The sequence below is a fragment of the Pseudoalteromonas sp. T1lg23B genome (assembly GCF_002964665.1).
Taxonomy (GTDB): Bacteria; Pseudomonadota; Gammaproteobacteria; order Enterobacterales; family Alteromonadaceae; genus Pseudoalteromonas.
Genome location: NZ_PQBZ01000002.1, coordinates 206839 through 231532, shown reverse-complemented (window position 1 = coordinate 231532; position 24694 = coordinate 206839). Strand labels below are relative to the sequence as shown.

Genomic DNA, 24694 nt, shown 5'->3' with positions numbered 1-24694 from the left:
CTTTTCATCATTTACCTCATAATTACCCTGGTAGTAGCTAGGCTAATCACGATGCCTGTAGCAAATTGCGCTGGTACATCTTGTGGCGTAACGTTAATATTGATTAAACGTCCGCTTTGACTACTACTAAATCCAAGCGCCTGTACACCTTTTAAAAGGTTTAAGACCCCAATACTATTTCCACCATCTTCCAGATTTAATATCTCACAGGTTAAATACCCATCACTTAAAGTATAGACCTCTTGGTAATTAAATGTAGGAACAGAGCCTTGACAAGAAGGACTGTACGAGTCTTGAGCAATCGTAATTATCGTGCCATTTCCTGTAATGGTTGGAATAACCGATGTTTGCTTTACACTTCGAGACATAATGTGATTTGTATAACGCACAACTTCTTGTGCATGAGACAATTGCTGTGTCGTAATCACAGTGCTCTTTATTGCGGTGTATGACATCCCGATCCCCGCTAATAAAAAGCTCCCGATGGCCAAAGCAACCATCAACTCAACTAATGAATAACCATTATTTGCGTGTCTGATTATTCGCATGTTTCATCCAAGCTCATAAATGTAGCGTTCAGTACAACTTGATTTTCACCATCTATGGCTGCATTCATGCGTTCATCCACCCAATTCACCTGAATATTCATTTCATTTGCATACGTGTCAGGCACAGTGACTTCGAATGTTGCACGTATACTTGACGGCGCTAACAACCACTCTCTGAAGGTATCATCTTGGAACAAAGAAGGATCCTTATGCTGAATGTCACACAACCTAGACCAAATTCTTTCCATCGCGTTTTGACCCAATATCAACCCAACCGTATAGTCAAAGCTATTGGTGGCATATTGCAAGGTTCTGAGCTGCGTAGCAGCTAACCCTAACAGCGCGATACTGGCTATCAACATAGATACCATCACTTCAATTAATGAAAAACCTTTCGTTAAGCGCAATTTTTATCTGCCTCGCCAATCCAACTTTGCCCACTTTGCAGTACACATAAGCGGTAATCTGTCGTACTGACATCATTGTCCGTAATCAACAAGTTTAACGCCTGATCTATTTCTCCTGTTGAAGTGATAGTTCTATCAGCGTATTCAACTTCTATAGAATCATCCCCAACCGAAAACTCATGTACGGTTACCCATTGACCTTCCTGCTGTGACTTTAATAACCATTTGGAGGAGTCCGCGACTAACTGTAATGTTTTGGATTGTTTGACAGCCTCACTACGTGAATACTTGTAAAAGGCACTCAAATAATTGGCATTATTAACAATTCTGTCCTGTTTGATTTGCTTCACAAAGGAGGGCATTGCAAGCGAAGCCAGTATACCCATAATCAGAAGCGCTATGATCAGTTCTGTCAAAGAAAAGCCTCGAGCGTATTTACTACCAACAGTCATCAATTTGCGCCCCTTGCGTACCAATGTGATTCAGAGTCAGTGCGCCACAGGGATCAGATTCTTGTGCCGTGTCCTTTTTAGGTGTTGCTGTTAGTAAATATGAACGACTGGTATAGTTTTCACCATCAACCGGCTTGTTGAGGTGTTCATATTTAAAGGTATACATATCTAAAGTCGGTAACGCCTCAAATTTATCACTGTCTGGGTAGCCACCATTACGTGAATATGCACGCTCCAATATGATGGCCACTTGCAACATCTCTTGTTGCGCTTGAGAACGGCGTCCCTCTTGTAAAGACTCCAAGTATGAGGGATAAGCCACAACACCCAGTATTGCAACGATTGCAGCGGCGATTAACAGTTCTGTTAATGAAAACCCTTTACTAATCATATATACCTCAGAAAAGCCTTAAAATTACCCAATAAAAGGACAGCGCTGTCAATTTACTCAATCAAATTATAGCAACTATTGTTGCAGTACTTAATTATTATGTTTTGTTGCTATAAGTTAACATTGCATGATGCGAGTTGGAAGTTTCATGCACAATATTTGTATAAAAACCATGCTAATTATTTAGCCTAAAGCAATTTCATAATGAGCAATAACAGTAAGTTATGCAGCAATGTAACCGCTGTTTTTGGTTTTTATCTGAAAATTAGAATTGTTGTTATAGATTTCAAGCGTGATAAATAAAAAACCGTGCACAGGCGTGCACGGTTTTGCTTAATTCTAAAAATTAAGCTTCAGCAATAACGATTACTTTGATAGTAGCAGTTACGTCTGAGTGTACTGCGATTGCTACGTCAAATTCCCAGTCTCACGGATAGTACCTAGAGGTAGACGAACTTCTGATTTAGCAACTTCAACACCAACAGCTGAAATAGCTTCAGCGATGTCGCGAGTACCGATAGAACCGAATAGCTTACCTTCGTCACCAGCTTTAGATACTAAAGTAACTTCAGCTAATGCTTCAAGCTTCTCAGCGCGTGCTTGTGCAGCAACTAGCTCTTCAGCGATTTTCGCTTCTAAATCAGCACGACGTGCTTCGAAAGTTTCAATGTTTGCTTTTGTCGCAGGAACTGCTTTACCTTTAGGGAATAAGAAGTTACGTGCGAAGCCAGATTTAACTACAACCTGGTCACCTAGGCCGCCTAGGTTAGCGATCTTGTCTAGTAGAATAACTTGCATGTCTCTACACCTTTTAAAAACTGTTAATCCGCTGCTTACTTGTGTAAGTCAGTGTATGGAAGAAGGGCTAAGTAGCGAGCACGCTTGATAGCAGTTGCTAGCTGGCGCTGGTATTTAGCGCTAGTACCTGTGATACGGCTAGGTACGATTTTGCCACTTTCTGTTACATAGTTTCTAAGAGTAGCTAGATCTTTGTAATCGATTTGTTGTACGCCTTCCGCTTTAAAACGGCAGAACTTACGACGTCTGAAATAACGTGCCATGAGTAATTTCCTCAATTAATTCTTTCAATATGTTGTGCATGTAATACCAGTTGACTCAAACCGTTACGGTTCTCGTGTCGGTTTAAAAAACCGCTGACTTGTATTGCCTGCCCAACGTATAAATGCTGAGTTTGAGACTGGAACTTATGCCCACTGGCAACCACTTGAATGCGAACATAACTATTACGGTTTAGGTCAGCTTCAATTTGCGTAGATTTGTGCTCAAGCACAAAAATACAATGTGGAATGCCGGCTGGGCTTTGATTAAATTTGGGTGTTTTACAAATCACGCCCGAAAGCACATATTGATTTGTATACAGGTCAACCTGTTCTTGCACCGCAAACCCTCAATGTCCAGAGTCAATAACGATTAAGCAGTAGCTGCTTCTCTTTTCTCTTCTCTTACAAGAGGAGATGCTTCAGTTACAGCAGTTTTAGTACGCATAACTAAGTTACGTAGTACTGCATCGTTGTAGCGGAAAGAAGTCTCAAGCTCGTTGATTACTTCAGTTGGTGCTTCAACGTTCATAAGAACATAGTGTGCTTTATGAAGCTTTTCGATTGGGTATGCCAATTGACGACGACCCCAGTCTTCTAAACGGTGAATAGTACCGCCAGCTTCAGTGATAGAACCAGTATAACGCTCGATCATACCAGGTACTTGCTCACTTTGATCTGGGTGAACCATGAATACGATTTCGTAATGACGCATGGATATTCCTTACGGTTAATATAGCCTTTTCCCGTTTCGGCCAGTCGGGTGAAGGCAAGGAACTAAATGTGATAGCCGAAAGAGCGCGTATTTTACGTAGAGTTGGATTATTAAGCAATTAAAATTTTCAGAGTAAAGAAGAAATTTAATAAGGAATTGATGAGATAGAGGTTTTTAAAGGGAGGTTGGAGCGGCACACGAGGTTCGAACTCGTGACCTCGACCTTGGCAAGGTCGCGCTCTACCAGCTGAGCTAGTGCCGCATTCCAGATTAGCTTCATTTTTTCACCGCTACACAACTTAAGGTCGCGATTAACGTTTCAACGGCTGAGCTAGTACCGCTTCATAGGTGCTCTGTTAACAGTTGAGCTTACTGAGAAAGTTGGAGCGGCACACGAGGTTCGAACTCGTGACCTCGACCTTGGCAAGGTCGCGCTCTACCAGCTGAGCTAGTGCCGCATTCCAGATTTGCTTAAGCTTCATTGTCAGGCGTTCGTCTAACATTTTAACAGCTGAGCTAAGCATTACTTGGTCATACTGAAAGATTGGAGCGGCACACGAGGTTCGAACTCGTGACCTCAACCTTGGCAAGGTTGCGCTCTACCAGCTGAGCTAGTGCCGCGCTCTCTTCTTTCATTGCTTTTAAACTAAAAACCCCGCTAGGCTTCTCGTCTTAAGCGGGGCAGGATTCTACAACATAAAAAATGCTTTGCAAGCATTTTTTTAAATATTGAAGAACTTTTCTTGGTATATTTTCAATTCCATAATCGAGTCTTTGATATCGTCCAAAGCCAAGTGTGAACTTTTCTTTTTGACTTCGTCCAATAGCTCAGGTTTCCAGCGACGGGCAAGTTCTTTTACAGTACTGACGTCCAAGTTACGATAGTGGAAATACGCTTCAAGTTCAGGCATATACTTATTTAAAAATCGACGGTCTTGACCAATTGAGTTCCCACACATAGGTGACTTTGCAGGGGGGACCCAGCCTTTTAGAAAGTCTAAAGTTTGTTTAATTGCATCAGCTTCTGTGAACTTACTTGCTTTGCAACGTGCTGTCAGACCTGAACGGCCGTGTTGGTTTGTACACCATTCATCCATACCATCAAGTAACTCATCACTTTGGTGGATAGCGATCACAGGGCCTTCAGCCAATATATTCAAATCACAGTCTGTAATCACTGTGGCAATTTCGAGGATTTTATCTGTCTTGGGTTCAAGCCCCGTCATTTCGAGGTCAAGCCAGATCAAATTAGATTCATTAAACGACATAGACTACCTTAGCGGTACTTTCCTTTAGATCCAATGCAATTAGATATATCATATTAGCTTCACCAGCTGACCAAAAGCTTTTTTTTAAAAAGCGGGGCATTTAATTGAGTTATAGACCAATTACATGCAGCTCACAAAACAAACAGTACAGGAATAGGTGAATTTAGACAAATTAACTTATTTTTGAGCGGCAGATCAAAGTAACATGGCAAAACATAAAAAACTTAGTAAAGGCCAATCCAGACGGATTAGTGCCAATCACCAAAAGCGTTTGCATAAAGCAAAACAGCAAAAAGCAGACAGCACGGATATAACTTGGCAGTCAGATAATCTAGGGCCTAGTGAACATGCAGTTGTGATCAGTCGCTTTGGTCAACATGCCGATATTGAGACATCTCACGGTGAAATACTGCGATGCAATATTAGACGGACGGTAACCAGCTTAGTATGTGGTGATGAAGTATTTTTCCGTCGCGCCAAAGTGAGCGAAGGTGACTTAGCAGGGGTGATTGAAACAACAGAAGAAAGACGCTCACAACTTACCCGTCCAGACTTTTATGATGGTGTAAAAGTGGTTGCGGCTAATATTGACCAAATTTTAATGGTCTCTGCCGTCCTTCCTGAATTTACGCCCCATATTATCGATCGCTATTTAGTAGCATGTGAAGACATGGGCATTGAACCCATTTTGCTGCTTAATAAAGTCGATTTACTGGATGCTGAAAGCCGCCAGTTTATCGAAGAAATCTTAGACATATATCGAGACCTTGGTTATCAGGTATTATTGGTCAGTAATAAAACCGGTGAAGGTATTGAAGAACTGAAACAAAAATTGGTCGGCAAGAACAATATTTTTGTTGGCCAATCTGGTGTAGGTAAATCAACCTTAGTCAACACCGTATTACCTAATGCCGACATTCTTACCAAAGAGGTCTCTGAAAACAGTGGCTTAGGGCAGCATACAACGACCGTTTCTCGTCTACACCACTTACCTAGCGGCGGAAATCTAATCGATTCTCCTGGAATTCGTGAGTTTGGCCTGTGGCACTTAGAGGTTGAACGCGTAACATGGTGTTTTAAGGAGTTCAGAGAGTTCATAGGTGGATGCCGTTTTCGAGACTGTAAGCATTTAAACGATCCTGGTTGTTTATTAGTTGAAGCAGTAAATGACGGCAAAATCAGTGAATTACGCTTTGAAAGCTATCACCGTATTTTAGAATCAATGGCCGATGGACGAGCTGGTGCCCGTGCCCCACGAGTTTAAATCTGTGCTACTATCAGCAAAATTTTTGTAGGAAATAACAACGTGAACTTGGATAAATTGAAAATTGCTTTGCAGTACGCGCTACCTAAGCATGCGCTATCTCGCCTTGTTGGGAAACTCGCCGCCGCGGAGGCCGGGGCGCTCACTACGCAATTAATTAAGTTATTTATCAAGCAATACAAAATTGATATGAGTGAGGCGCTTCATGAAGACCCTGCTCATTATAAAACCTTCAATGAGTTTTTTACTCGACCTCTAAAGCCTGGTATCCGTCCACTCGCAACAGATCCAAGCATTATCGCTCACCCTGTAGACGGAGCAATCAGTCAACTTGGCGATGTGGTAGATGGACAAATCATTCAGGCCAAGGGTCACGATTATAGTCTACAGGCGTTGTTAGGTGGTAAAGAGGAAGACTTTTTACCATTCAGTGGCGGTAAATTCGCAACAATCTATTTGGCTCCAAAAGACTACCACCGCATACATATGCCCATTGATGGTACCTTAAAACGTATGATTTACGTACCTGGCGACCTATTTTCTGTTAATCCTCTTACCGCACAAAACGTACCAAACTTATTTGCTCGTAATGAGCGTGTGGTCGCCATCTTCGACACCGAGATTGGCCCACTTGCTATGGTTTTGGTTGGGGCAACGATTGTAGCAAGTATCGAAACTATCTGGGCAGGCACGGTAACCCCTCCTGCTGGAAAAGATGTATTCAGTTGGGATTACCCTACATCAGGAAGTAACGCTGTTACTTTGCAAAAAGGTGATGAAATGGGCCGCTTTAAGCTTGGCTCAACGGTGATCTTGGCATGGGGTGCAAATCAAGCTGAATTCCTAGCCAGCGAATTACCAGAAACGATGACTCGCATGGGAACTCCATTTGCCAACATAGTCAAATAGTTACACTTATCTTGCAAGGCCAATGCACGCGTTGGCCTTGATATTTTCCTCATTGTTTTTCTTCGTGCGCACACACCTTACACTCAGGGTTTTTACTAACTTTCCAAACACTTTGTTTCAGCGTCAGCCCCTCGGTACTTGCGAAATAACTCCCACTGTGATGGCCTAACACAGTGTTAGTTGCCAGTAATGCTTGTTGAGCACCTATCACCCCTAACAATGGACTTAACACCCCGAAATTATCACAGTTGTTATTTTCTTCCTTCTGAACCTTTGGAAAGATACAGGCATAACAAGGTGAATCAGAGCGAAAGTCAAAGCACATTACTTGACCCGAGGTGGCTATAGCAGCACCGGAGATCAACACTTTTTGTTGGACAAAACAGTAATGGTTCAGCAAGTAACGTGTTTTGAAGTTATCACTACAATCTAGCACGATATCTGCGTTTGCTAGCAATGTATCTATGTTGTCAGCCGTTAGTTTAGTGCAGATTGGATTGAGCGAAATACTGTTATTTAGGCTTGCTAGGATTTTACTCGCCGCTTTGCTTTTGGCTTGTCCTATATGGCTGACTTTATATAAAATCTGCCTTTGTAAGTTGGACAGCTCCACTTGGTCATCATCGACAAAAGTGAGGCTCCCAATGCCACTTGCAGCCAAATAAAAAAGAGCAGGACACCCCAATCCACCACAGCCTATTACCGCAACATGGGCATTTTTGAGTTTCAATTGCCCTTGCTCACCCACTTCTTTTAGTAACAAGTGGCGGCTATACCTCAGCCGCTCTTTATCATCTAACATCATTGCTTAACGAGTCTCCAAACAGCTTCGAAGCTGCGCTATGGCGTTAATATGATCTTCTGACTCTGTGATAGCGCGCACCACGGCAAGGCTCCCTACACCTGTTTTAGCAACCTCAGGAGCAACGGATAAATCAATACCACCTATCGCCACGGTTGGATAATGGTCCGCCATCAATGGTACAAAGTGCGATAGCTTTTCTAACCCTTGTATTTGTCCCGTCATATCTTTGGTTGTGGTTGGATAAATCGCACCAAATGCTAGATAGCTAGGTCGATAATTATGTGCTCTGAGCATTTCGTAAAAGCCATGGGTAGACACACCGAGCCTCAGCCCAGCTTCTTGAATGGCTTTTAAATTGGCTTCACTGAGGTCTTCTTGCCCCAAATGAATACCATAAGCGCCATGTTTTATCGCCAACTGCCAGTAATCGTTAATGAACACTCTCGCCTGATATTTCTTACCAAGTGTAATGGCGGTTTGAATATCCGCTTCAAGCACCTCAGGATCCGCACTTTTTACGCGTAGTTGCACGGTCGGCACACCCGCGGATAAACACTTTTCAACCCAATCGACACTATCAACAACGGCATATAAGCCTAGCTCGCCCTCTGTATCAGCAAAACCTGCTGCAAAATTGAACGGCGTTGGTTGTGCAAAATCGAGTTCATCAGCCAGCCAACTACCCGCTTCGATCACTTGAGGGTAATAATCTAGCTGTTCAGGGAACCCTGTATGAGCAACGGGGCCAATTCCCTCACCATAACGCTGTGCATCGGCTAAACCTTGGTTGATATATGCTTTACCAAGAATAAACGCATCTTTTATTGGGTAACCTTTAGCCAAACAGGCTGCAATGGCCGAAGACATGCTACACCCCGTACCATGGGTATGAGGTGTATTAATTGCTTCGTTACCGAGCCAATATTCTTGTCCTTGTGAGACGCAATAATCCACACAGTAACCTTTTGGATAATCCCAATGCCCGCCTTTGATCACGACTGATGGCACACCAAGTTGTTGCAATCTTTGTGCGGCTTCTCGCACAGCATCAGGGCCGATTAAATAAATACCAGTTAGCAATTGCGTTTCATGTGTATTGGGAGTGATCACATCCACCAAAGGTAATAAATGGGTTTTTAGTGCATCGATGGTGTCTTCTTCTGTTAATCGATCACCACTGCTGGCAATCGCAACAGGGTCATAGACCACCAGCGGTGGCTCAGCCCACTTTGTTTTGTAATGACTTAAGTGTTCTGCCACCAACTGAATTTGCTGTACATTGGCGAGCATACCTATTTTTATCACGCGAGCAGGCATATCAGTTGCTAGTGCTTGTAGTTGAGACTCGATAACGTCAACGGACGTTGAATTAATGGCCTCAACTCCCATGCTATTTTGTGCAGTAAGTGCAGTAATAACGGTACAGCCATGCACACCAAAGCTGTGCATCGCCTTAATATCGGCTTGAATACCAGCCCCACCACCTGAGTCTGATCCTGCAATACTCCAAACTACTTGTGCCATTTCAGACTCCTATTTAAAGATTAATTTTGATGCCAAAACGGCATGCCCATGGTTGGTGTTGACGGTGCCGCCACATCTTTTTCAGGCATTGCTTGGGCGATATATGCAGCACGCCCGGCCTGCACCGCATGATTGAAAGCTCTAGCCATTTTAACAGGGCAACCAGCACCAGCAATGGCCGAATTGAGTAATACCGCATCATATCCCATCTCTAGTGCTTGGCAGGCATGCGACGGTACACCCAACCCTGCATCAACAATCAATGTCATATCTGGCAACCGCTGACGAATCATGGCCAAGTTATAAGGGTTTAACAATCCTTTGCCTGTGCCAATTGGTGCCCCCCATGGCATTAATACTTCACAACCAAGCGCCGCTAAACGCTGACATAAAACTAAATCATCAGTACAGTAAGGCAGTACCTTAAAACCATCTTGCAGCAGTATTTCGGTGGCATCTAGCAACGCAATTGGGTCTGGCTGCAAATTGTATTCGTCACCAATCAACTCCAACTTTATCCAATCCGTGGCAAACACTTCTCGGCACATATTCGCCAGTGTCACAGCTTCTTTCACGCTATGGCAACCCGCCGTATTAGGTAGCACAGTCAATCCTGTATCTTTGATCAACTGCCAAAAGTCTTGTCCTGCCGACACGGAGTTTTGGCGACGCAGTGATACCGTGACAATTTGCGACTGCGATGCATGAATCGCATCCGTCATTACCTGCGGTGAAGGATAGAGCGCAGATCCTATCAGCAAACGACTTTCAAACGTTTGCCCATAAATTGTGAATGGTTTATCTTCTCTCATCACTTACCCCCCCTGAATGGGTGATAACAACTCAATGCTGTCACCCTCAGCCAACGGTGTTGATGAACACTGAACTCGCGGTACAAATTGGCCATTCAACGCCACCGCATAAGGCTCTTTGGCATCCGTGGTACTAATAAATGCTTGCAAGCTTTGTTCGCTTGACTCCATCACCTGACCATTAAATGTTATTTTCACAATAACTCCTTACTCAACGCTTGCTGGACAACGGCTGGTGCAAGCAAATAACCGTGACGATATAACCCATTGATGCTAATTACATTGCCGTCAGTCTCAATGTGTGGGCGATTATCACTAAAAGCAGGCCTGAGCCCGGCACTTATCGCCATAACACGCGCCTCAGCAAAACCACTATGAACCGTGTAAGCCGCACTGAGTAGCTCAAGCGTTGAACGCACAGTAATTGGGCCATCATCTTGTGACTCAATCTCCGTTGCACCGATGACAAACTCGTTGTTAGGCTTAGGAGCAATGTAGATTGGGTAACGAGGATGCATCAACCGAACAGGTCTATTGAGCGTAACTTCCGGCGCGTAGATACGGGCAACTTCACCTCGTACACCACGCAACCCATCAAGCTGGTGTTTCGCGCCAATGCCGCGACAATCAATAACCCAATCAAACGCCTCACCATTTACCTGTGCAACGCCTTGTAGATTGCGCTCTAGCATCACCGACTTACCAAAATAAAACTGACATTCAGTATTTTTAAGTTGCTCAAAGCTTGCTTTATAAAACGCTAAATTGTCTAGCTGCCCTTCGCTTGGCAAGTAAATACCTTGGTGAAAACGCCCTGCCAGTTCGGGTTCTAATTTTGCGATATCATGGCTCGAAACATGTTGAGCTTGATGCCCCGCTAATGGCTTTAAACGCTGCTCAAAACTGCGTAAATCACCCATGTCTTGCTGATGGGCGACAATGAGCGTACCAACCTGTTGGTACATAACAGGCATCGACAAGGTTGCCAGTAATTTTGGCCACAATGTCATAGCTTCAACGCCCATTTGCGCCAGATCAGCCTCACATATCACCGATTCAGCCATAGGTGCCAGCATTGCCGCAGCGAGTGCACCTGCCCCATTGTTATTGGGTGTTTGCGCCGCTTCAAATATGCTTAGCTGATACTGGTCTTGCAGCATTAATGCAGCAACCCTGCCAACCAAGCCAAACCCTAAGATTGCTACCTTTGGTTTTCTCATGCTTCACATCTGCCATATGCAATTTTATTTCTTCAATGGTGATGCAGTCGACAGACTACACCACCCAATTCAGATGTTGTGCGCAAAGCGCCAAACATAGCTAACGTTAAATGGCTTTGTGATACAGCTCAGAACCGGTTTTTTTGAACTCTTCTGATTTTGCTTGCATTTCTGCTTCAATATCCACCATTTTGATCTCAATCGCATCACCAACATTATTCGGATCGATACCTCTTGACTCCAGATCTTTGGCATAATCACGCACTTCTTGGGTAATTTTCATTGAGCAGAACTTAGGTCCACACATTGAGCAAAAATGGGCGACCTTTCCAGATTCTTGTGGCAAGGTTTCATCGTGATATTCGCGCGCTCGGTCTGGGTCCAAACCAAGATTAAACTGATCGTGCCAACGGAATTCAAAACGCGCTTTGGACAACGCATTGTCACGAATTTGCGCGCCTGGGTGGCCCTTTGCTAAATCCGCCGCATGTGCTGCAATTTTATAGGTGATCAACCCTTCTTTTACGTCTTCTTTGTTTGGTAAGCCTAAATGCTCTTTTGGTGTGACATAACACAACATCGCACAGCCATACCAAGCGATTTGTGCCGCACCAATACCAGAAGTAAAGTGATCGTAACCGGGGGCAATGTCTGTTGTAAGTGGCCCTAGCGTGTAAAACGGTGCTTCATGACAGTGCTCTAATTGCTCTTTCATGTTTTGCTCAATCATGTGCATTGGCACATGCCCCGGCCCTTCAATAAATACTTGCACATCATGCTTCCAAGCAAGCTTGGTCAACTCTCCTAACGTGCGTAACTCTGAGAATTGTGCTTCGTCATTGGCATCTGCAATCGATCCTGGGCGCAAACCATCCCCCAAAGAGAAGCATACGTCGTATTGCTTCATGATCTCGCAAATATCTTCAAAATGTGTGTATAGAAAGTTTTCTTTATGGTGCGCTAAACACCATTTGGCCATGATAGACCCGCCACGAGAAACGATACCCGTAACACGCTTGGCAGTCATGGGAACATAGCGCAGCAATACTCCAGCATGAATCGTAAAATAATCAACCCCCTGCTCCGCTTGCTCTATCAATGTATCGCGGAATATCTCCCAAGTTAGGTCTTCAGCTACACCATTTACTTTCTCAAGCGCCTGATAAATTGGTACGGTGCCAATAGGAACCGGCGAGTTGCGTACCACCCACTCACGAGTTTCATGAATGTAACGACCAGTAGAAAGATCCATGACCGTATCAGCCCCCCAACGGGTCGACCAAACCAATTTTTCTACTTCCTCTTCGATGGATGAAGTGACAGAAGAGTTACCGATATTCGCATTGACCTTCACCAAAAAGTTTCGCCCTACGATCATGGGTTCAGATTCTGGGTGATTGATATTGTTAGGTAAAATAGCGCGGCCTCGGGCTATTTCATCTCGCACAAATTCAGGGGTAATGAATTCAGGAATTGACGCACCAAATGACTGGCCTTTATGCTGTTGTGCGAGCAATTCTTCTCTGATTTTTGCACGACCCATATTCTCACGAATAGCCACATACTCCATCTCCGGAGTCACAATTCCCTGACGGGCATAATGCATCTGGGTAACATTCTTACCTGCCTTGGCACGGCGGATCTTTGGCAAATGCTCGAAACGGATATGATCTAACCCCTCATCCGCCATACGCTGCTGAGAAAACTTGGAGGTAACAGAGTCCAACCACTCTGTATCATCGCGCGCATCAATCCATTGTTTACGAAACTTAGGTAATCCCTGACGTACGTCTATTTTAAAGTCCGGGTCCGTGTAAGGCCCTGAAGTGTCATAGACTCTGATGGGTTCATTTTTTTCATAGATAGGATTATCCTCAGTACCGCCGACAAAGCTATCTGATAATGTAATTTCGCGCATACCAACACGCACGCCCGATTGTTCACCTTCAACATACACTTTATGTGAGCTTGGAAAAGGCTGACCCGTAAGGTTGTATATAAATTCTGATGCCGCTGCACGTGTTTCGCGACGAGATGGTTTGCTACTATTGTTTGACATGACTTGCCTCATTGTTATTTAAGGTGTCTTGTCAGATCTCCTGAATAAGGAGCGAGATGAGGTTGCCCTCAGATGATCAAAATCTCCAACTTTTGAGATTTTGGCGGCCTACAACAGCAAGTTGTAATACTGGCAGCTTGTTCCCTACGCAGGTTTTAACCTGATCAGGTTCACGGATCCCGCAAAATGCGATCTCAGCCCAAAGGGCACTCCGACAAGTAACGAATTGACAATGAGTGTACTTAAGAAGTGGCTAGCCTGCAACTTGAAAACGAAGTTCCGGCTGACCTTTAAAAATAAGCGTGTCATTAAGCAATAAAACTGGTACGCCTTTTTCCAACATTTTCAGGAAAGTACGCTCCATTTTATTGGTCTGTTCATCACATAGCTTGCGTGTCATGCCGATATGATTCACCTTTAATGTGCTGTCGGTGAGTTGACCTTCGCCAAAAAAGCGATTACAACCACCATTACCATTCACTTGCATAGCTTCGATAAACTCAATAGATATCTGGCTGGATTTTAAGGCTTTACCTGCAACATGACTCAGTTGCCAGTGGGTATGTTTAAGCTGCGTATTGTTCACTTTCCCAGTTGATGTGCAGCCAAATAAAAACGCGCTAGTTGCGAATAAAAGTGTAAGGGTTTTCATGTTAAACCATTAAAAAATGAACTAACGCAATTATACACTTGTAAACGCAATTAGCGGCAAAAAATGGCTAAATTACGCTAAAAAATGCTGTTATGACGCAAAAAGTTAAGAAAACAGCCTCTCAATTTCCTCAGACAGGAACGGGCGACCTCGCTCATTAACCGAGGTTCCTGTCACCACCGCATCCAGCATCAACTTATCATCCGATTTTCGGATGACTTTTTGTACAAACGCGAATTTCAACTTACTTTCTCTTTCCACGCTTACTTGTACATAAAACTCATCTGAAGGCTTTAGTGAATCTTTAAAATTCATTTCACAGCGGATCACGACGAGGTTAATTTTTTGCTCCGCTAAGCGTGCAAAATCAACATCTTTAGAGAGTAAAAACTCATGTCTAGCATGTTCTAAATAATTAAAATATACCCCGTTGTTTACTATCCCCTGCAAGTCACATTCGTAATCTCGCACTTTAAAATCTACGCTAAATGTCACATTCGCTCCTTAGAAAGATAAGTACCATAATCATAAGTGCAATCGTTATAACACATTTAAACGCTATTTATGTTTTAACCTCGCTGTCATTTGTTAAAATATGCGCAACTCAAATGACTAACTAAAGATTATGATGTCAAAATACTCTCTGTTGAGCGCCAGTATTATTTCCTTACTAGCACCCGTTGCTGTGGCTAATGATAGCCCTATAGAAACCATTGAAGTCACTGGAGACTTTAAACGAGAAAGTTTGCAAACCCTCAGTGCCAGTGCCAACGTGCTAAGTGCAGATACAATCACAAATCGCGGTGCGAACTATTTGGATCAACTACTCAATAGTACCGCTAACATCAACTTTACCGCCGGTGCGTCTCGCGGTCGCTTTGTGCAGATCAGAGGTGTGGGCTTGCGTTCACAGTTCGTAGACCCCATTCACCCAAGCGTTGGAATGCTGATTGATAACATTGATTATTCAGGTCTAGGGGGCAGCGCGTTATTATTTGATGTTGAAAAAATTGCGGTTTACCGTGGACCTCAGGGGACGCGCTTCGGTGCAGATGCCATGGCTGGTATGATTGATGTACAGACTCATTCCGTCAGCAACGAGCCCTCTCTAAATGTGCAACTCGGAGCTGGCAACTACAGTAGTTACGAAGCAGGTATTGCTGCTGGCACGTCACTCAGCGATAGCACCGCTATGCGAGCTAGCTATTATCAGCACCAATCTGACGGTTATACCGACAATGTTTATTTGAACGATGCAACACAAACTCAGGATGAACAGGTCGCACGCATCAAACTGCGTACTCAATGGACGAGCGAACTAAGCACTGAGTTAGTCGCACATCATATCAATATCGACAATGGCTATGACGCGTTCACTCTTAATAATGATCGCCAAAGTAGTGCTGATCAGCCAGGGGAAGACAATCAGCAAAGCGATGCTTTTGCCCTTACCACGCTGTACACAGGCTCAGATCTTTTCGATATGACCATTCTAGTCAGCCGCCTCCAAGGTGACACGCTATATAGCTATGATGAGGACTGGACTTGCAACGACAGCAGCAAACCGAGTATTTGTGCAGCAGGGCTCCATCCATATGGTTACAGCTCAACGGATAGCTATTTGCGTGATCATGATAGAGGTACTTTTGAACTCACTTTCTCTGATAAAGCTCAAAATTGGGTAGGTGGGTTGTCAGCCAAACGTAAGCAAGTTGCTCTGACACGTGCTTATACCTGGCAAGAGCAAGACTTTAATTCTCACTATGACGTAAGCCACATGGCTTTATTTGGTCAAAAAGTAACGCCACTATCAGACAAAACTGAACTAATCACAGGGTTACGTGCCGAGTACTACAACACCGACTACTTCGATAGCAACAGCATTGTAAGCAATAGCGATGATTGGATGTGGGGGACTAAGATTGCCCTTGAGCACTTTGTGGTGCCACGTACCATGATCTATACCAGTCTATCGCGAGGCTATAAAATTGGTGGGGTCAATGGTCAAGCTCTGGCACAAGCTAAAGATGAAGGGCTCAACATTACCAGTGACAGTTATAACTTTGCCCCTGAATATTTGTGGAACCTAGAGTTTGGCGTAAAGGGCAGTTCACAAGACAACCGTCATACCGTGCGCGTAAGCGCGTTTTACATGCACCGAGATGATATGCAGGTAAAACGCTCTATTGAAGTAGAGCGTAAGTTTCTGGAGTTTATTGACAATGCAACACAGGGACGTAACTATGGTTTAGAGGTTGAAGGCAGCTTGCAATACACCGATCGACTCATGCTAACATACAGTGCAGGCTATTTAGATACCAAAGTGGAGGGTGAGTTCGCTCAACTTGCACTTGATGGTAGAGAGCAGGCTCAAGCACCAAGGTACCAGTACTCATTTGCGGTAAACTATCAAGTCACAGAACAACTCTTTGCTGAGGTATCCGTTGAAGGCAAAGACGACTATTTCCACTCCATTAGTCACGATGCCAAAGCAGATAACAGCAACTTACTCAATGCCAGTGTCAGCTACTACGCCAACAACTGGTCTTTGACCGCATGGGGTAGAAACCTAACAAACCAAGATGTGGCTGTGCGTGGTTTTAGGTTTCCAAACAACCCACTTAAAGACTATGTTGAAGAAACGTATGTGCAATATGGTGAACCACGTTTGCTTGGCTTAACTTTTAAGTATGAGCTGTAAAGTCACTTCACTAGACAATAAAAAAGCGCTCATTGAGCGCTTTTTTATTGTGCAGAAGTTATCAGTCAACTTCTGGCAGATTACGTCCGTAAAATACCTCTTGGATTTCACGATCTAGACGCGCTCTGATCTCAGCTTCTTCTTCTTCACTCAGATCATCCGTCGTGATACCGAAAAGATACGTATTCAGATCCGTCTCTTTTAACATCATCTTCGTGTGGAACAAGTTTTCTTGATATACGTTCACATCTAACATCTGATACGCTTCTTTCGTATCTTCAGTCATATAGTTCTGAATTGAGTGAATTGCATGATCAATGTAATGTTTCACACCTGTCACGTCGCGCGTAAAACCACGTACACGATAGTCGATTGTGACGACATCCGACTCTAACGAGTGAATTAAGAAGTTCAACGCCTTTAATGGTGAGATCACCCCACACGTTGATACTTCAATATCAGCACGGAATGTACAAATACCATCATTCGGGTGTGCTTCAGGATAAGTGTGCACACAAATGTGGCTCTTATCTAGGTGCGCAACAACAGACTCAGGCAAAGGCCCTGGCGTTTCATTGCTATCAAAAGTCTGTTGTTCAACAGGTTCTTCCGACACCAAAATAGTAACACTTGCCCCTTGCGGCTCGTAATCTTGACGCGCAATATTCAGTACATTTGCGCCAATAATATCAACTACGTCTCTTAAAATATCAGTTAAACGATCCGCACTATACTGCTCATCAATATATTCTAAATATTCTTTACGTTGTTGCTCTGTCTTGGCGTAACAAATGTCGTATATGCTAAAGCTTAAACTCTTAGTTAAGTTGTTAAAGCCATGGAGTTTAATTTTATCAAAGGGCTTGTTCACGATAGACCAACCTTCAAACTGTAAATCTGCTTTGCAGAACCAAAAGTTCGCGGATTTTATACGAAAATCGCGCTATGAAAAAGCGTTATTTTGCTTCGCTTTCAACAACCTCGTGGCTGTGCGTAATTTCTACTGCTTTATCAAGCATTAACGCCACAGAACAATATTTTTCAGCAGACAATTGTACTGCTCTGGCTAGGTGCTTTTCCGATACACCGCGGCCAGTAACCACAAAGTGTAGGTTTATTTTGGTAAATACTCTAGGTGCAGTTTCTGCACGCTCACCACTTAGCTTTACCTCTACATTATCAAAATCCTGCTTGGCCTTTTTTAAAATGCTCACAACGTCCACAGATGAACAACATCCAGCCGACATCAGTACCATTTCCATCGGACTTGGGGCCGCACTGTCTGAGCCTGCGTCAAAAACGACATTATGTCCTGAGTCAGAACGACCAATGAAAGTATCTCCATCTACCCACTTTACACTTGCTTGCATAAATACCTCAAAATAAAAGCAATAACACCGCCGTATGGCGGTGTTATAAACCTCGTTGCTATTAATTAGCAGTTGTTATTGTTAAACGGCCGAGTCAAACATGTTTTTAACTAGGCCGGCAAATTCCTCGATAAACTCTCGCTGTTCAACAGTGACCCGTTGCTCTGTAACGCTAGACAGCACTTCTTGCAGGTCATACACAATACCGTCCACTTCTCGTACGATAAGGCTGCGTTGCTCTGTTGTGAGTTCACTGTGTTGCTCACAAATACGTATCACGTTTTCAGCAATAACATCTTCTATGAGCTCCATAACTTTAGGCGCACCAGGCTTGATTTCACCAGGTTTCTCAAACAAGGCTAAATTTTGTGTCAGATACATGACTAATTCGTCATAACCTTGTTTATCTAAAACCATCTTTATTCCACCTAAGATTTTTTAACACTTCTGCTATAGATTTAAGCAGAAACTCACTCCTAATGCTACTTTTGTCGTTTAGTTGAACACAAAAAAAGCAGCGTTAGCTGCTCTTTTTAGGAACAAAGTATTAGTCTGTATTTTATCCCAAAATACCGACTAACCCTTTGTAAAATATCTATTAGTCGATGTTCAAGCCTGGGCTCAGAGTACCTGGAAGAGTGACTTTCTCAAGCTCTACAGAGGCTACTGGGTAAGCACAGTAATCTGCAGCATAGTAAGCGCTGGCCCTGTGGTTACCTGAGGCACCGATGCCACCGAATGGCGCTGCACTTGATGCGCCCGTGATTGGACGGTTCCAGTTTACTATACCCGCACGAATACGACGTAGGAAGTGCTCATAGTCAGCTTCGTTGTCGCCCAATAGGCCTGCTGATAAACCAAAGCTGGTATCGTTAGCTTTTTCAATCGCTGCATCAAAATCGCTGTAACGGAACACTTTTAATAATGGGCCGAAATGCTCTTCATCTGGGAAATCAGTTACGTTAGTACACTCGATAATACCCGGTGTAACAAAGCCAGTGTTAGGTGTATGAGTTAGCTCAAGTAGAGACTCTGCGCCCAACGCTTGTAACTGCTGCTGTGCGGCAACCATGCCCGCTGCGGCACGCTCAGAAATCATTGACCCCATAAACGGCTGCTCAGCATCATCAAAGTTACCCACTTTAATCGCTTTGGTTGCACGGATCAGGTGTTCTAAAATCGCATCACCTTGTGCACCGACTGGCAAAAATAGCTTACGTGCGCAAGTACAGCGCTGACCGCTTGAGATAAACGCTGACTGGATGATGTCATGTACAACCGCTTTGGTGTCCGATGCGTCTTTAACGATGAGCGGGTTATTACCACCCATTTCTAATGCTAAAATTTTGCCCGGTTGCCCTGCATATTGTTCATGTAGTAAATGACCAGTACGTGAAGACCCAGTAAAGAATAAACCATCAATACCTTTGTGAGAGGCAAGTGCTTTACCTGTTTCAACTTCACCTTGTACTAGGTTGATAACACCCGCAGGTAAACCCGCTTTTTGCCATAGTTTTAGCGTCAGCTCAGCAACATATGGCGTTAATTCAGAAGGTTTGAAAATCACCGTATTACCAGCTAACAGAGCAGGTACAATGTGACCGTTTGGCAAGTGACCTGGGAAGTTATATGGTCCAAACACTGCAACTACACCATGCGCTTTGTGACGAATAACCGCACGCCCCACAGGCATCGGATTTTCGACCGTCCCAGTTCTTTCTTGATAGGCTTTTTCAGAAATTGCAATTTTACCGACCATAGCACCCACTTCTGTGCGTGTTTCCCATAGTGGCTTACCGGTTTCTTTAGCGATTGCAATTGCCAACTCTTCACTGTTTTCTTTCAGCGCTTCTGCAAAACGTTGTACGATTGTCAAACGCTCAGCGAAGTCTAAATCGCCCCACGTATAAAAAGCTTGTCTTGCTGCTTTGACTGCCGCATCTACTTGCTCAGCGGTTGCTGAGTTAGCTGACCAGATCACTTCGTTGTTTGCTGGGTTAACCGATTTAAATTCGCTGCCTAGGCCTGCAGCCCATTCACCATTAATCAGTTGAGCAGGATGTGTTGTCATAATTAATACCTACAAATTAGAGTGTTGCGATGCTGAGCGAGTCACCATCAACAATGTTCAATGCGTTTGCTACTTCGGCGCTAATAACGACTTCTGCGTTTGTCGCATCAACTTGAAGTTCAGCAACCGTAGCCCGATATCCAGCTAGTTTATCATTTGCAACCATCACAGGGGAACCGCCCTGTACGTTACCAATGCGTGCTATCTTATTTTGTACCGAACGAACCGTGCGAATATTGTCAACTTTGGCTTCTACAGTTGGGCCCGCATCAAAAATATCCACATAACCATTGAAAGTGAAACCTTCACTCTTTAATAACTCAATAGCTGGCTTAGTGTTGGTATGCACTTGACCGATTACCGCCTGCGCTTCTTTACTCAGTAAGTTTACATAGATAGGATACTTAGGCATTAATTCAGCGATAAATACCTTCTGACCAATACCCGTTAAGTAATCAGCAGTCGGGAAATCCATTGAGAAGAAATGCTCTTCTAGCCATTGCCAAAATGGGCTTTGTCCATTTTCGTCAGATACACCACGCATCTCAGCAATAACGGTATCGGCAAAACGGTACTGATGCTGCTTGATGAATAAGAAGCGAGATTTAGACAGCAACTTTCCGTTCAAGCCCTTACGATATCCGTCTTTCAGGAACAATGTGCATAGCTCCGTTGCCCCGGTATAATCGTTACAAAGCGTTAGAATATCGACTGCTTTATATACATCTAAAGTGCGAGAAGAATGAATAACTTTACTGAGGTGGTAATGATAAAATGCATCATCTAAACCCACAGCTGCTTCAATAGCACTTGTCCCGACGACTTCACCTGTTTCGGTATCTTCAAGCACAAATAGATACCCTTCATCAAAAGGAATGTCTGTCTGCTTTTTAAAAGAGGCTTCTGAGCGTGCAATTTTATTTTGCAACAGCTCTTCATTAACAGGTAATGAAGTAAAACCATGGCCCGACTCGTGGGCAATGTTTAAAAGCGCTGGGTAATCGCTTTTTTGGATTGGGCGAAGGATCATCATGAGCCCGCTTACTCCTCAAGTTATAACACTAGATGGTAAATCAGGACCAAGTATTACTTGGTCCCACCAAGATTAGGCGTTATTGGCTACAACACTGGCAACCGCTTTTTCAAAACGTGCCATGCCTTCGCGAATATCCGCTTCAGGGATAACCAAAGACGGAGTGAAACGCACAACATCTGCGCCAGCAACCAACGACATAACGCCTTCTTTGATACCCGCGACTAAGAAGTCCTTAGCACGACCTTTGTACTGCGGCGCAACCACACCACCTAATAGTAGGCCTTTACCACGAATTTCACTAAATACCTTGTATTTGTCATTGATAGCAGTAAGTAATTCACGGAATAATGCTTCTTTTGCTTTCACTCCAGCTAAAACTTCTGGTGTATTTACCGTATCGAAAGCAGCTTCTGCAACTGCACACGCCAGTGGATTACCACCGTAGGTAGAGCCATGCGTACCAACCTTTAAGTGCTGTGCAATTTCATTGGTCGTGATCATTGCACCAATTGGGAAACCACCACCAAGCGCTTTCGCGGTAGTTAGAATATCAGGCGTTACTCCTAAACCTTGATATGCGTATAACTCACCAGTACGTCCAACGCCAGTTTGCACTTCGTCAAAGATTAATAGAGCATTGTGCTTAGTACATAAGTCACGCACACCTTTCACGAAATCGGCATCAGGAGAAACAATACCACCTTCACCTTGTAGTGGCTCCATCATAACGGCACAGGTTTTATCAGAAATAAGCGCTTCAAACGCAGCAAGATCATTGTAATCGCTGTGTACAATATCACCGGGCTTAGGACCAAAACCATCTGAGTAAGCAGCTTGGCCACCAACTGTAACAGTGAAGAAAGTACGACCGTGGAACCCTTTATTGAAAGAGATGATCTGTGATTTTTGCTCGCCGTAATTATCAAGCGCAAAACGTCGGGCTAACTTAAGCGCAGCTTCGTTTGCTTCTGCACCTGAGTTGGCAAAGTACACTTTGTCAGCAAATGTTGCATCGACTAACTTTTTTGCTAAACGCAGCGCCGGCTCGTTCGTCATAACATTTGATAAGTGCCAAAGCTTTTCACCTTGTTCTTTTAAGGCTGAGACTAAAGCAGGATGGCAATGACCTAAACAGTTAACTGCGATACCGCCGGCAAAGTCTACGTACTCTCGTCCCTCTTGGTCCCATACGCGCGACCCCTCGCCTTTTACCGGAATCACAGCTGAAGGTGCATAGTTAGGCACCATTACTTGATCAAATAATTCACGATTTATAGTCATTTTAACTCCTCACTTTGTTGAGTACGGCACCGCAAACGGCTGAATTTCAGCGTTCAACTTGTATATTTTAGCCAACACATTTGTTGGTTTGGTGCAAAATTCATTCACTTATTATTTCAGAAAAAAATATGAAAGTCTCATAGAAAACTTTCATTGAGGCCTTTATATTCAAGGGATTGAGATAATATTTCAGTCGCAGTGAATAACTATTTGGAGGAAAATAGACAACATAGCAAGCACGCAAGCATCTTAGCCTCATCCTAAGAATTTAGTGCTGAATGAATAGTCGTAAAAAAAATGTCTAAATATTATGAAATTGTTAGCTGTAAACCATGGAATGAGCAAGTTGAGAGTACTTTTTGCTCTGCTTTGGTTAATTCAAGATACGAAAACCACAACTTAGTTTCATCTGGCTCAATAAAATGTTTGTCTGCAAGCAACAGATACAGCGCATAGCCATGAGCTTTCTTCAATACCTTAGTCAATGGCAGTGGATCAGTTAGTTTTTTATTCGAATTTGGTAAATAACTAACCGCAAACTCTTCCATCGCCGCTGCAAATGGCAAATATCTGAAGTCCATCTTTTCGATGAGTTGCTGAGTAACTTTGGCAGAATTTTCTAACAGTAAGTTTCTCAGAAATAATGGATCTGGACCCAATTCAAGTAACGCGGTGTGTAAATCCTTATGCCCTTTGTCTCGAGCCTTACGCACCCTGTCTTGCCACACCTGTTCATGTGTTCTCAAATATAAACGGGTGAGTGCAGCCTTACCAATATCCAACATCATCCCTAACGTGTAAGCATGCTGCTCTTTTACACCGTTACTCTGTGCTAACGCTTTAGCTGCAATTGCGGTCGACATGCTTAGCTCTCGCAACTTGCGCTTCATCAGAGAAAACGGCTCGGTTGAATAAGGTAACCAATGTTTCATCGCATAGGTGGGTAGTACCCACTGTAGGTTTTCCAATCCTAAATAACGTATCGCCAATGCTGGGGTATCCACCTTAACGGCCATGCCTGTTGAACTTTTTTTACGATATTGGGGTAAATTTACCAATGAAACTAGCTCTCGCCCAAGCCAAGTCAAATCGTTAACCAATGGCTCTAATCTTCCAACTGAGGCTGACTTAACCGCCAACAGGTCAAACACCGCTGGTACTCCATCCTGAATACCCATCACCTCGTAGTACAAGCTGTCTGTATCGTTGAGTTGTTTGGTAATTGACTCCTCAATCGCATGATGGATATGGGCACTGGCTTTAGCAATGTATTTATGATGGCTTGTGCTACTTTCCTTACGCTTTGCAGAAGCAGCTATTTCCACTTCCAACATGGTACGCTGCGGGATTTTTTCACCTAAGTTCATTTCCAAGGTGTGGATAAAACCTATTTGCTCTTGAGCAAAACTGTGACTGATGAGTAAGTCATGCGCTCGTTCTGTTAGCGCTTGTGCCATCCTTACGTGCTTGTTGTCTTCTGTCATAGACTCTCTACCAGCTCACAGTTAGTTATATAAGTAAAAGATTAGAAGTGACGTATAAAGTTATCAAGTAAGCTTAGACCATGTTCTGTCAAAATTGCTTCTGGATGAAACTGCACCCCTTCAAGCGCCATCTCTGTGTGGCGCATTCCCATGATCTCATCCACCTTGTCGGTGTCTGTTGGCGTCCACGCGGTGATCTCAAAGGACTCAGGCAATGAATGTTTATCAACGATCAACGAGTGATAACGGCATACATTCAAAGGGTTAGGTAGCCCAGTAAATACACCTTTACCAGTGTGCTCAATAGCAGAAGTCTTACCATGCATAACACCATGGGCCCTAATAACGCTAGCACCCAGTGCTTGAGCAATAGCTTGATGACCCAAGCATATACCCAAAATAGGTATATCACCTTTAAATTGTTCAATCACCGACAACGAGATACCAGCCTCATTAGGAGTACAAGGTCCAGGAGAAATCACAATATGATCTGGCTTTAATGCCTTAATGTCAGCAAGGCTGATAGCATCATTACGCTGAACAAGTACCTCTTGGTCCAAACGCTGGAAATACTGCACTAAGTTATAGGTAAATGAATCATAGTTATCAATCATTAATAACATAGAAATTTCCATAAAAAAGCCAGGCACGAGCCTGGCCTACTGCA

General features: G+C 43.6%; 27 protein-coding genes, 3 tRNA genes, 1 pseudogene and 1 riboswitch. Of the genes and pseudogenes, 3 read left to right on the top strand and 28 right to left on the bottom strand.

Annotated features, from left to right (window positions below; translation table 11 throughout):
- Window positions 1–11 precede the first annotated feature (11 nt).
- The 12 genes and pseudogenes from C2M32_RS01370 to orn form a co-directional block, all read right to left on the bottom strand.
- Window positions 12–548 carry a PilW family protein gene (locus tag C2M32_RS01370; protein ID WP_105166743.1) on the bottom strand — a complete coding sequence of 179 codons (537 nt, stop codon included), beginning with the start codon at window positions 546–548 and terminating at the stop codon, window positions 12–14.
- A complete protein-coding gene (locus C2M32_RS01365; RefSeq protein ID WP_105166742.1) occupies window positions 539–955 on the bottom strand; it encodes a type IV pilus modification PilV family protein in 417 nt (138 codons plus the stop codon). The genes C2M32_RS01370 and C2M32_RS01365 overlap by 10 nt, the downstream gene beginning before the upstream one ends.
- Complete coding sequence (locus C2M32_RS01360; protein ID WP_105166741.1) at window positions 946–1407, bottom strand: pilus assembly FimT family protein; 462 nt, start codon at window positions 1405–1407, stop codon at window positions 946–948. The genes C2M32_RS01365 and C2M32_RS01360 overlap by 10 nt, the downstream gene beginning before the upstream one ends.
- Complete coding sequence (locus C2M32_RS01355) at window positions 1394–1798, bottom strand: type IV pilin protein (RefSeq protein ID WP_105166740.1); 405 nt, start codon at window positions 1796–1798, stop codon at window positions 1394–1396. The genes C2M32_RS01360 and C2M32_RS01355 overlap by 14 nt, the downstream gene beginning before the upstream one ends.
- Before the next feature lie 346 nt (window positions 1799–2144).
- Window positions 2145–2596, bottom strand: a pseudogene (gene rplI, locus C2M32_RS01350) (50S ribosomal protein L9).
- A gap of 35 nt (window positions 2597–2631) precedes the next feature.
- A complete protein-coding gene (rpsR, locus tag C2M32_RS01345) occupies window positions 2632–2859 on the bottom strand; it encodes a 30S ribosomal protein S18 (RefSeq protein ID WP_002962753.1) in 228 nt (75 codons plus the stop codon).
- An 11-nt stretch (window positions 2860–2870) separates the two neighbouring features.
- Window positions 2871–3197 carry a primosomal replication protein N gene (gene priB, locus C2M32_RS01340; protein WP_105166739.1) on the bottom strand — a complete coding sequence of 109 codons (327 nt, stop codon included), beginning with the start codon at window positions 3195–3197 and terminating at the stop codon, window positions 2871–2873.
- Window positions 3198–3229: 32 nt separating this feature from the next.
- Entirely contained in the window at window positions 3230–3571 is a 342-nt protein-coding gene (gene rpsF / locus C2M32_RS01335; RefSeq protein ID WP_070991141.1) for a 30S ribosomal protein S6, read from the bottom strand.
- A 186-nt stretch (window positions 3572–3757) separates the two neighbouring features.
- Window positions 3758–3833 (bottom strand) — tRNA-Gly (locus tag C2M32_RS01330).
- A gap of 120 nt (window positions 3834–3953) precedes the next feature.
- Window positions 3954–4029: transfer RNA gene (locus C2M32_RS01325), tRNA-Gly, on the bottom strand.
- A gap of 87 nt (window positions 4030–4116) precedes the next feature.
- Window positions 4117–4192, bottom strand: a tRNA-Gly gene (locus C2M32_RS01320).
- A 101-nt stretch (window positions 4193–4293) separates the two neighbouring features.
- A complete protein-coding gene (gene orn / locus C2M32_RS01315; protein WP_070991142.1) occupies window positions 4294–4839 on the bottom strand; it encodes an oligoribonuclease in 546 nt (181 codons plus the stop codon).
- Window positions 4840–5044: 205 nt separating this feature from the next.
- Between orn and rsgA the strand changes: the two genes are divergently transcribed.
- Entirely contained in the window at window positions 5045–6103 is a 1059-nt protein-coding gene (gene rsgA, locus C2M32_RS01310; RefSeq protein WP_105166738.1) for a small ribosomal subunit biogenesis GTPase RsgA, read from the top strand.
- A 42-nt stretch (window positions 6104–6145) separates the two neighbouring features.
- A complete protein-coding gene (gene asd / locus C2M32_RS01305; protein WP_105166737.1) occupies window positions 6146–7012 on the top strand; it encodes an archaetidylserine decarboxylase in 867 nt (288 codons plus the stop codon).
- Window positions 7013–7061: 49 nt separating this feature from the next.
- Here asd and C2M32_RS01300 read toward each other — a convergent pair whose 3' ends face one another.
- The 8 genes from C2M32_RS01300 to C2M32_RS01265 form a co-directional block, all read right to left on the bottom strand.
- The gene (locus tag C2M32_RS01300) at window positions 7062–7817 is read right to left on the bottom strand and encodes a HesA/MoeB/ThiF family protein (RefSeq protein WP_105166736.1); all 756 of its coding nucleotides are present in this window, start codon (window positions 7815–7817) and stop codon (window positions 7062–7064) included.
- A gap of 3 nt (window positions 7818–7820) precedes the next feature.
- Window positions 7821–9341, bottom strand: coding sequence for a thiamine phosphate synthase (gene thiE / locus C2M32_RS01295; protein WP_105166735.1), 1521 nt, complete (start codon window positions 9339–9341; stop codon window positions 7821–7823).
- A 20-nt stretch (window positions 9342–9361) separates the two neighbouring features.
- Window positions 9362–10153: a thiazole synthase gene (locus C2M32_RS01290; protein WP_105166920.1), complete on the bottom strand. Its 792-nt coding sequence runs from the start codon at window positions 10151–10153 to the stop codon at window positions 9362–9364.
- Window positions 10154–10156: 3 nt separating this feature from the next.
- Window positions 10157–10351 (bottom strand): sulfur carrier protein ThiS, encoded by a 195-nt coding sequence (gene thiS / locus C2M32_RS01285; protein WP_105166734.1) that lies wholly within the window; start codon window positions 10349–10351, stop codon window positions 10157–10159.
- Window positions 10348–11373, bottom strand: a complete 1026-nt coding sequence (locus C2M32_RS01280) for an FAD-dependent oxidoreductase (RefSeq protein WP_105166733.1) — start codon at window positions 11371–11373, stop codon at window positions 10348–10350. The genes thiS and C2M32_RS01280 overlap by 4 nt, the downstream gene beginning before the upstream one ends.
- 106 nt (window positions 11374–11479) lie before the next feature.
- Window positions 11480–13432, bottom strand: a complete 1953-nt coding sequence (gene thiC / locus C2M32_RS01275) for a phosphomethylpyrimidine synthase ThiC (protein ID WP_105166732.1) — start codon at window positions 13430–13432, stop codon at window positions 11480–11482.
- Window positions 13433–13556: 124 nt separating this feature from the next.
- Window positions 13557–13656, bottom strand: a riboswitch (TPP riboswitch).
- A 29-nt stretch (window positions 13657–13685) separates the two neighbouring features.
- On the bottom strand, window positions 13686–14084 hold the full coding sequence (locus C2M32_RS01270; RefSeq protein WP_105166731.1) for an META domain-containing protein: 399 nt from the start codon (window positions 14082–14084) through the stop codon (window positions 13686–13688).
- A gap of 105 nt (window positions 14085–14189) precedes the next feature.
- Window positions 14190–14579 (bottom strand): acyl-CoA thioesterase, encoded by a 390-nt coding sequence (locus tag C2M32_RS01265; RefSeq protein ID WP_105166730.1) that lies wholly within the window; start codon window positions 14577–14579, stop codon window positions 14190–14192.
- A gap of 130 nt (window positions 14580–14709) precedes the next feature.
- Here C2M32_RS01265 and C2M32_RS01260 point away from each other — a divergent pair, with 130 nt between their 5' ends.
- The gene (locus tag C2M32_RS01260; protein WP_105166729.1) at window positions 14710–16785 is read left to right on the top strand and encodes a TonB-dependent receptor; all 2076 of its coding nucleotides are present in this window, start codon (window positions 14710–14712) and stop codon (window positions 16783–16785) included.
- A 61-nt stretch (window positions 16786–16846) separates the two neighbouring features.
- On the opposite strand, the gene speD is transcribed toward C2M32_RS01260, so the two are convergent.
- The 8 genes from speD to C2M32_RS01220 all read right to left on the bottom strand — a co-directional run bounded on the left by speD (window position 16847) and on the right by C2M32_RS01220 (window position 24650).
- Window positions 16847–17656, bottom strand: a complete 810-nt coding sequence (gene speD, locus C2M32_RS01255) for an adenosylmethionine decarboxylase (RefSeq protein WP_070986382.1) — start codon at window positions 17654–17656, stop codon at window positions 16847–16849.
- An 85-nt stretch (window positions 17657–17741) separates the two neighbouring features.
- Complete coding sequence (locus C2M32_RS01250; protein ID WP_070991156.1) at window positions 17742–18155, bottom strand: OsmC family protein; 414 nt, start codon at window positions 18153–18155, stop codon at window positions 17742–17744.
- Between the two features lie 81 nt (window positions 18156–18236).
- The gene (locus tag C2M32_RS01245) at window positions 18237–18572 is read right to left on the bottom strand and encodes a DUF3802 family protein (RefSeq protein WP_105166728.1); all 336 of its coding nucleotides are present in this window, start codon (window positions 18570–18572) and stop codon (window positions 18237–18239) included.
- Window positions 18573–18753: 181 nt separating this feature from the next.
- Window positions 18754–20226: a succinylglutamate-semialdehyde dehydrogenase gene (gene astD / locus C2M32_RS01240; RefSeq protein WP_105166727.1), complete on the bottom strand. Its 1473-nt coding sequence runs from the start codon at window positions 20224–20226 to the stop codon at window positions 18754–18756.
- Window positions 20227–20242: 16 nt separating this feature from the next.
- Window positions 20243–21259: an arginine N-succinyltransferase gene (gene astA, locus C2M32_RS01235; RefSeq protein WP_105166726.1), complete on the bottom strand. Its 1017-nt coding sequence runs from the start codon at window positions 21257–21259 to the stop codon at window positions 20243–20245.
- A 72-nt stretch (window positions 21260–21331) separates the two neighbouring features.
- Window positions 21332–22543 (bottom strand): aspartate aminotransferase family protein, encoded by a 1212-nt coding sequence (locus C2M32_RS01230; RefSeq protein ID WP_105166725.1) that lies wholly within the window; start codon window positions 22541–22543, stop codon window positions 21332–21334.
- Between the two features lie 308 nt (window positions 22544–22851).
- A complete protein-coding gene (locus C2M32_RS01225) occupies window positions 22852–24027 on the bottom strand; it encodes an HDOD domain-containing protein (RefSeq protein WP_105166724.1) in 1176 nt (391 codons plus the stop codon).
- 41 nt (window positions 24028–24068) lie between these two features.
- Complete coding sequence (locus C2M32_RS01220; RefSeq protein ID WP_105166723.1) at window positions 24069–24650, bottom strand: anthranilate synthase component II; 582 nt, start codon at window positions 24648–24650, stop codon at window positions 24069–24071.
- Window positions 24651–24694: the final 44 nt, after the last annotated feature.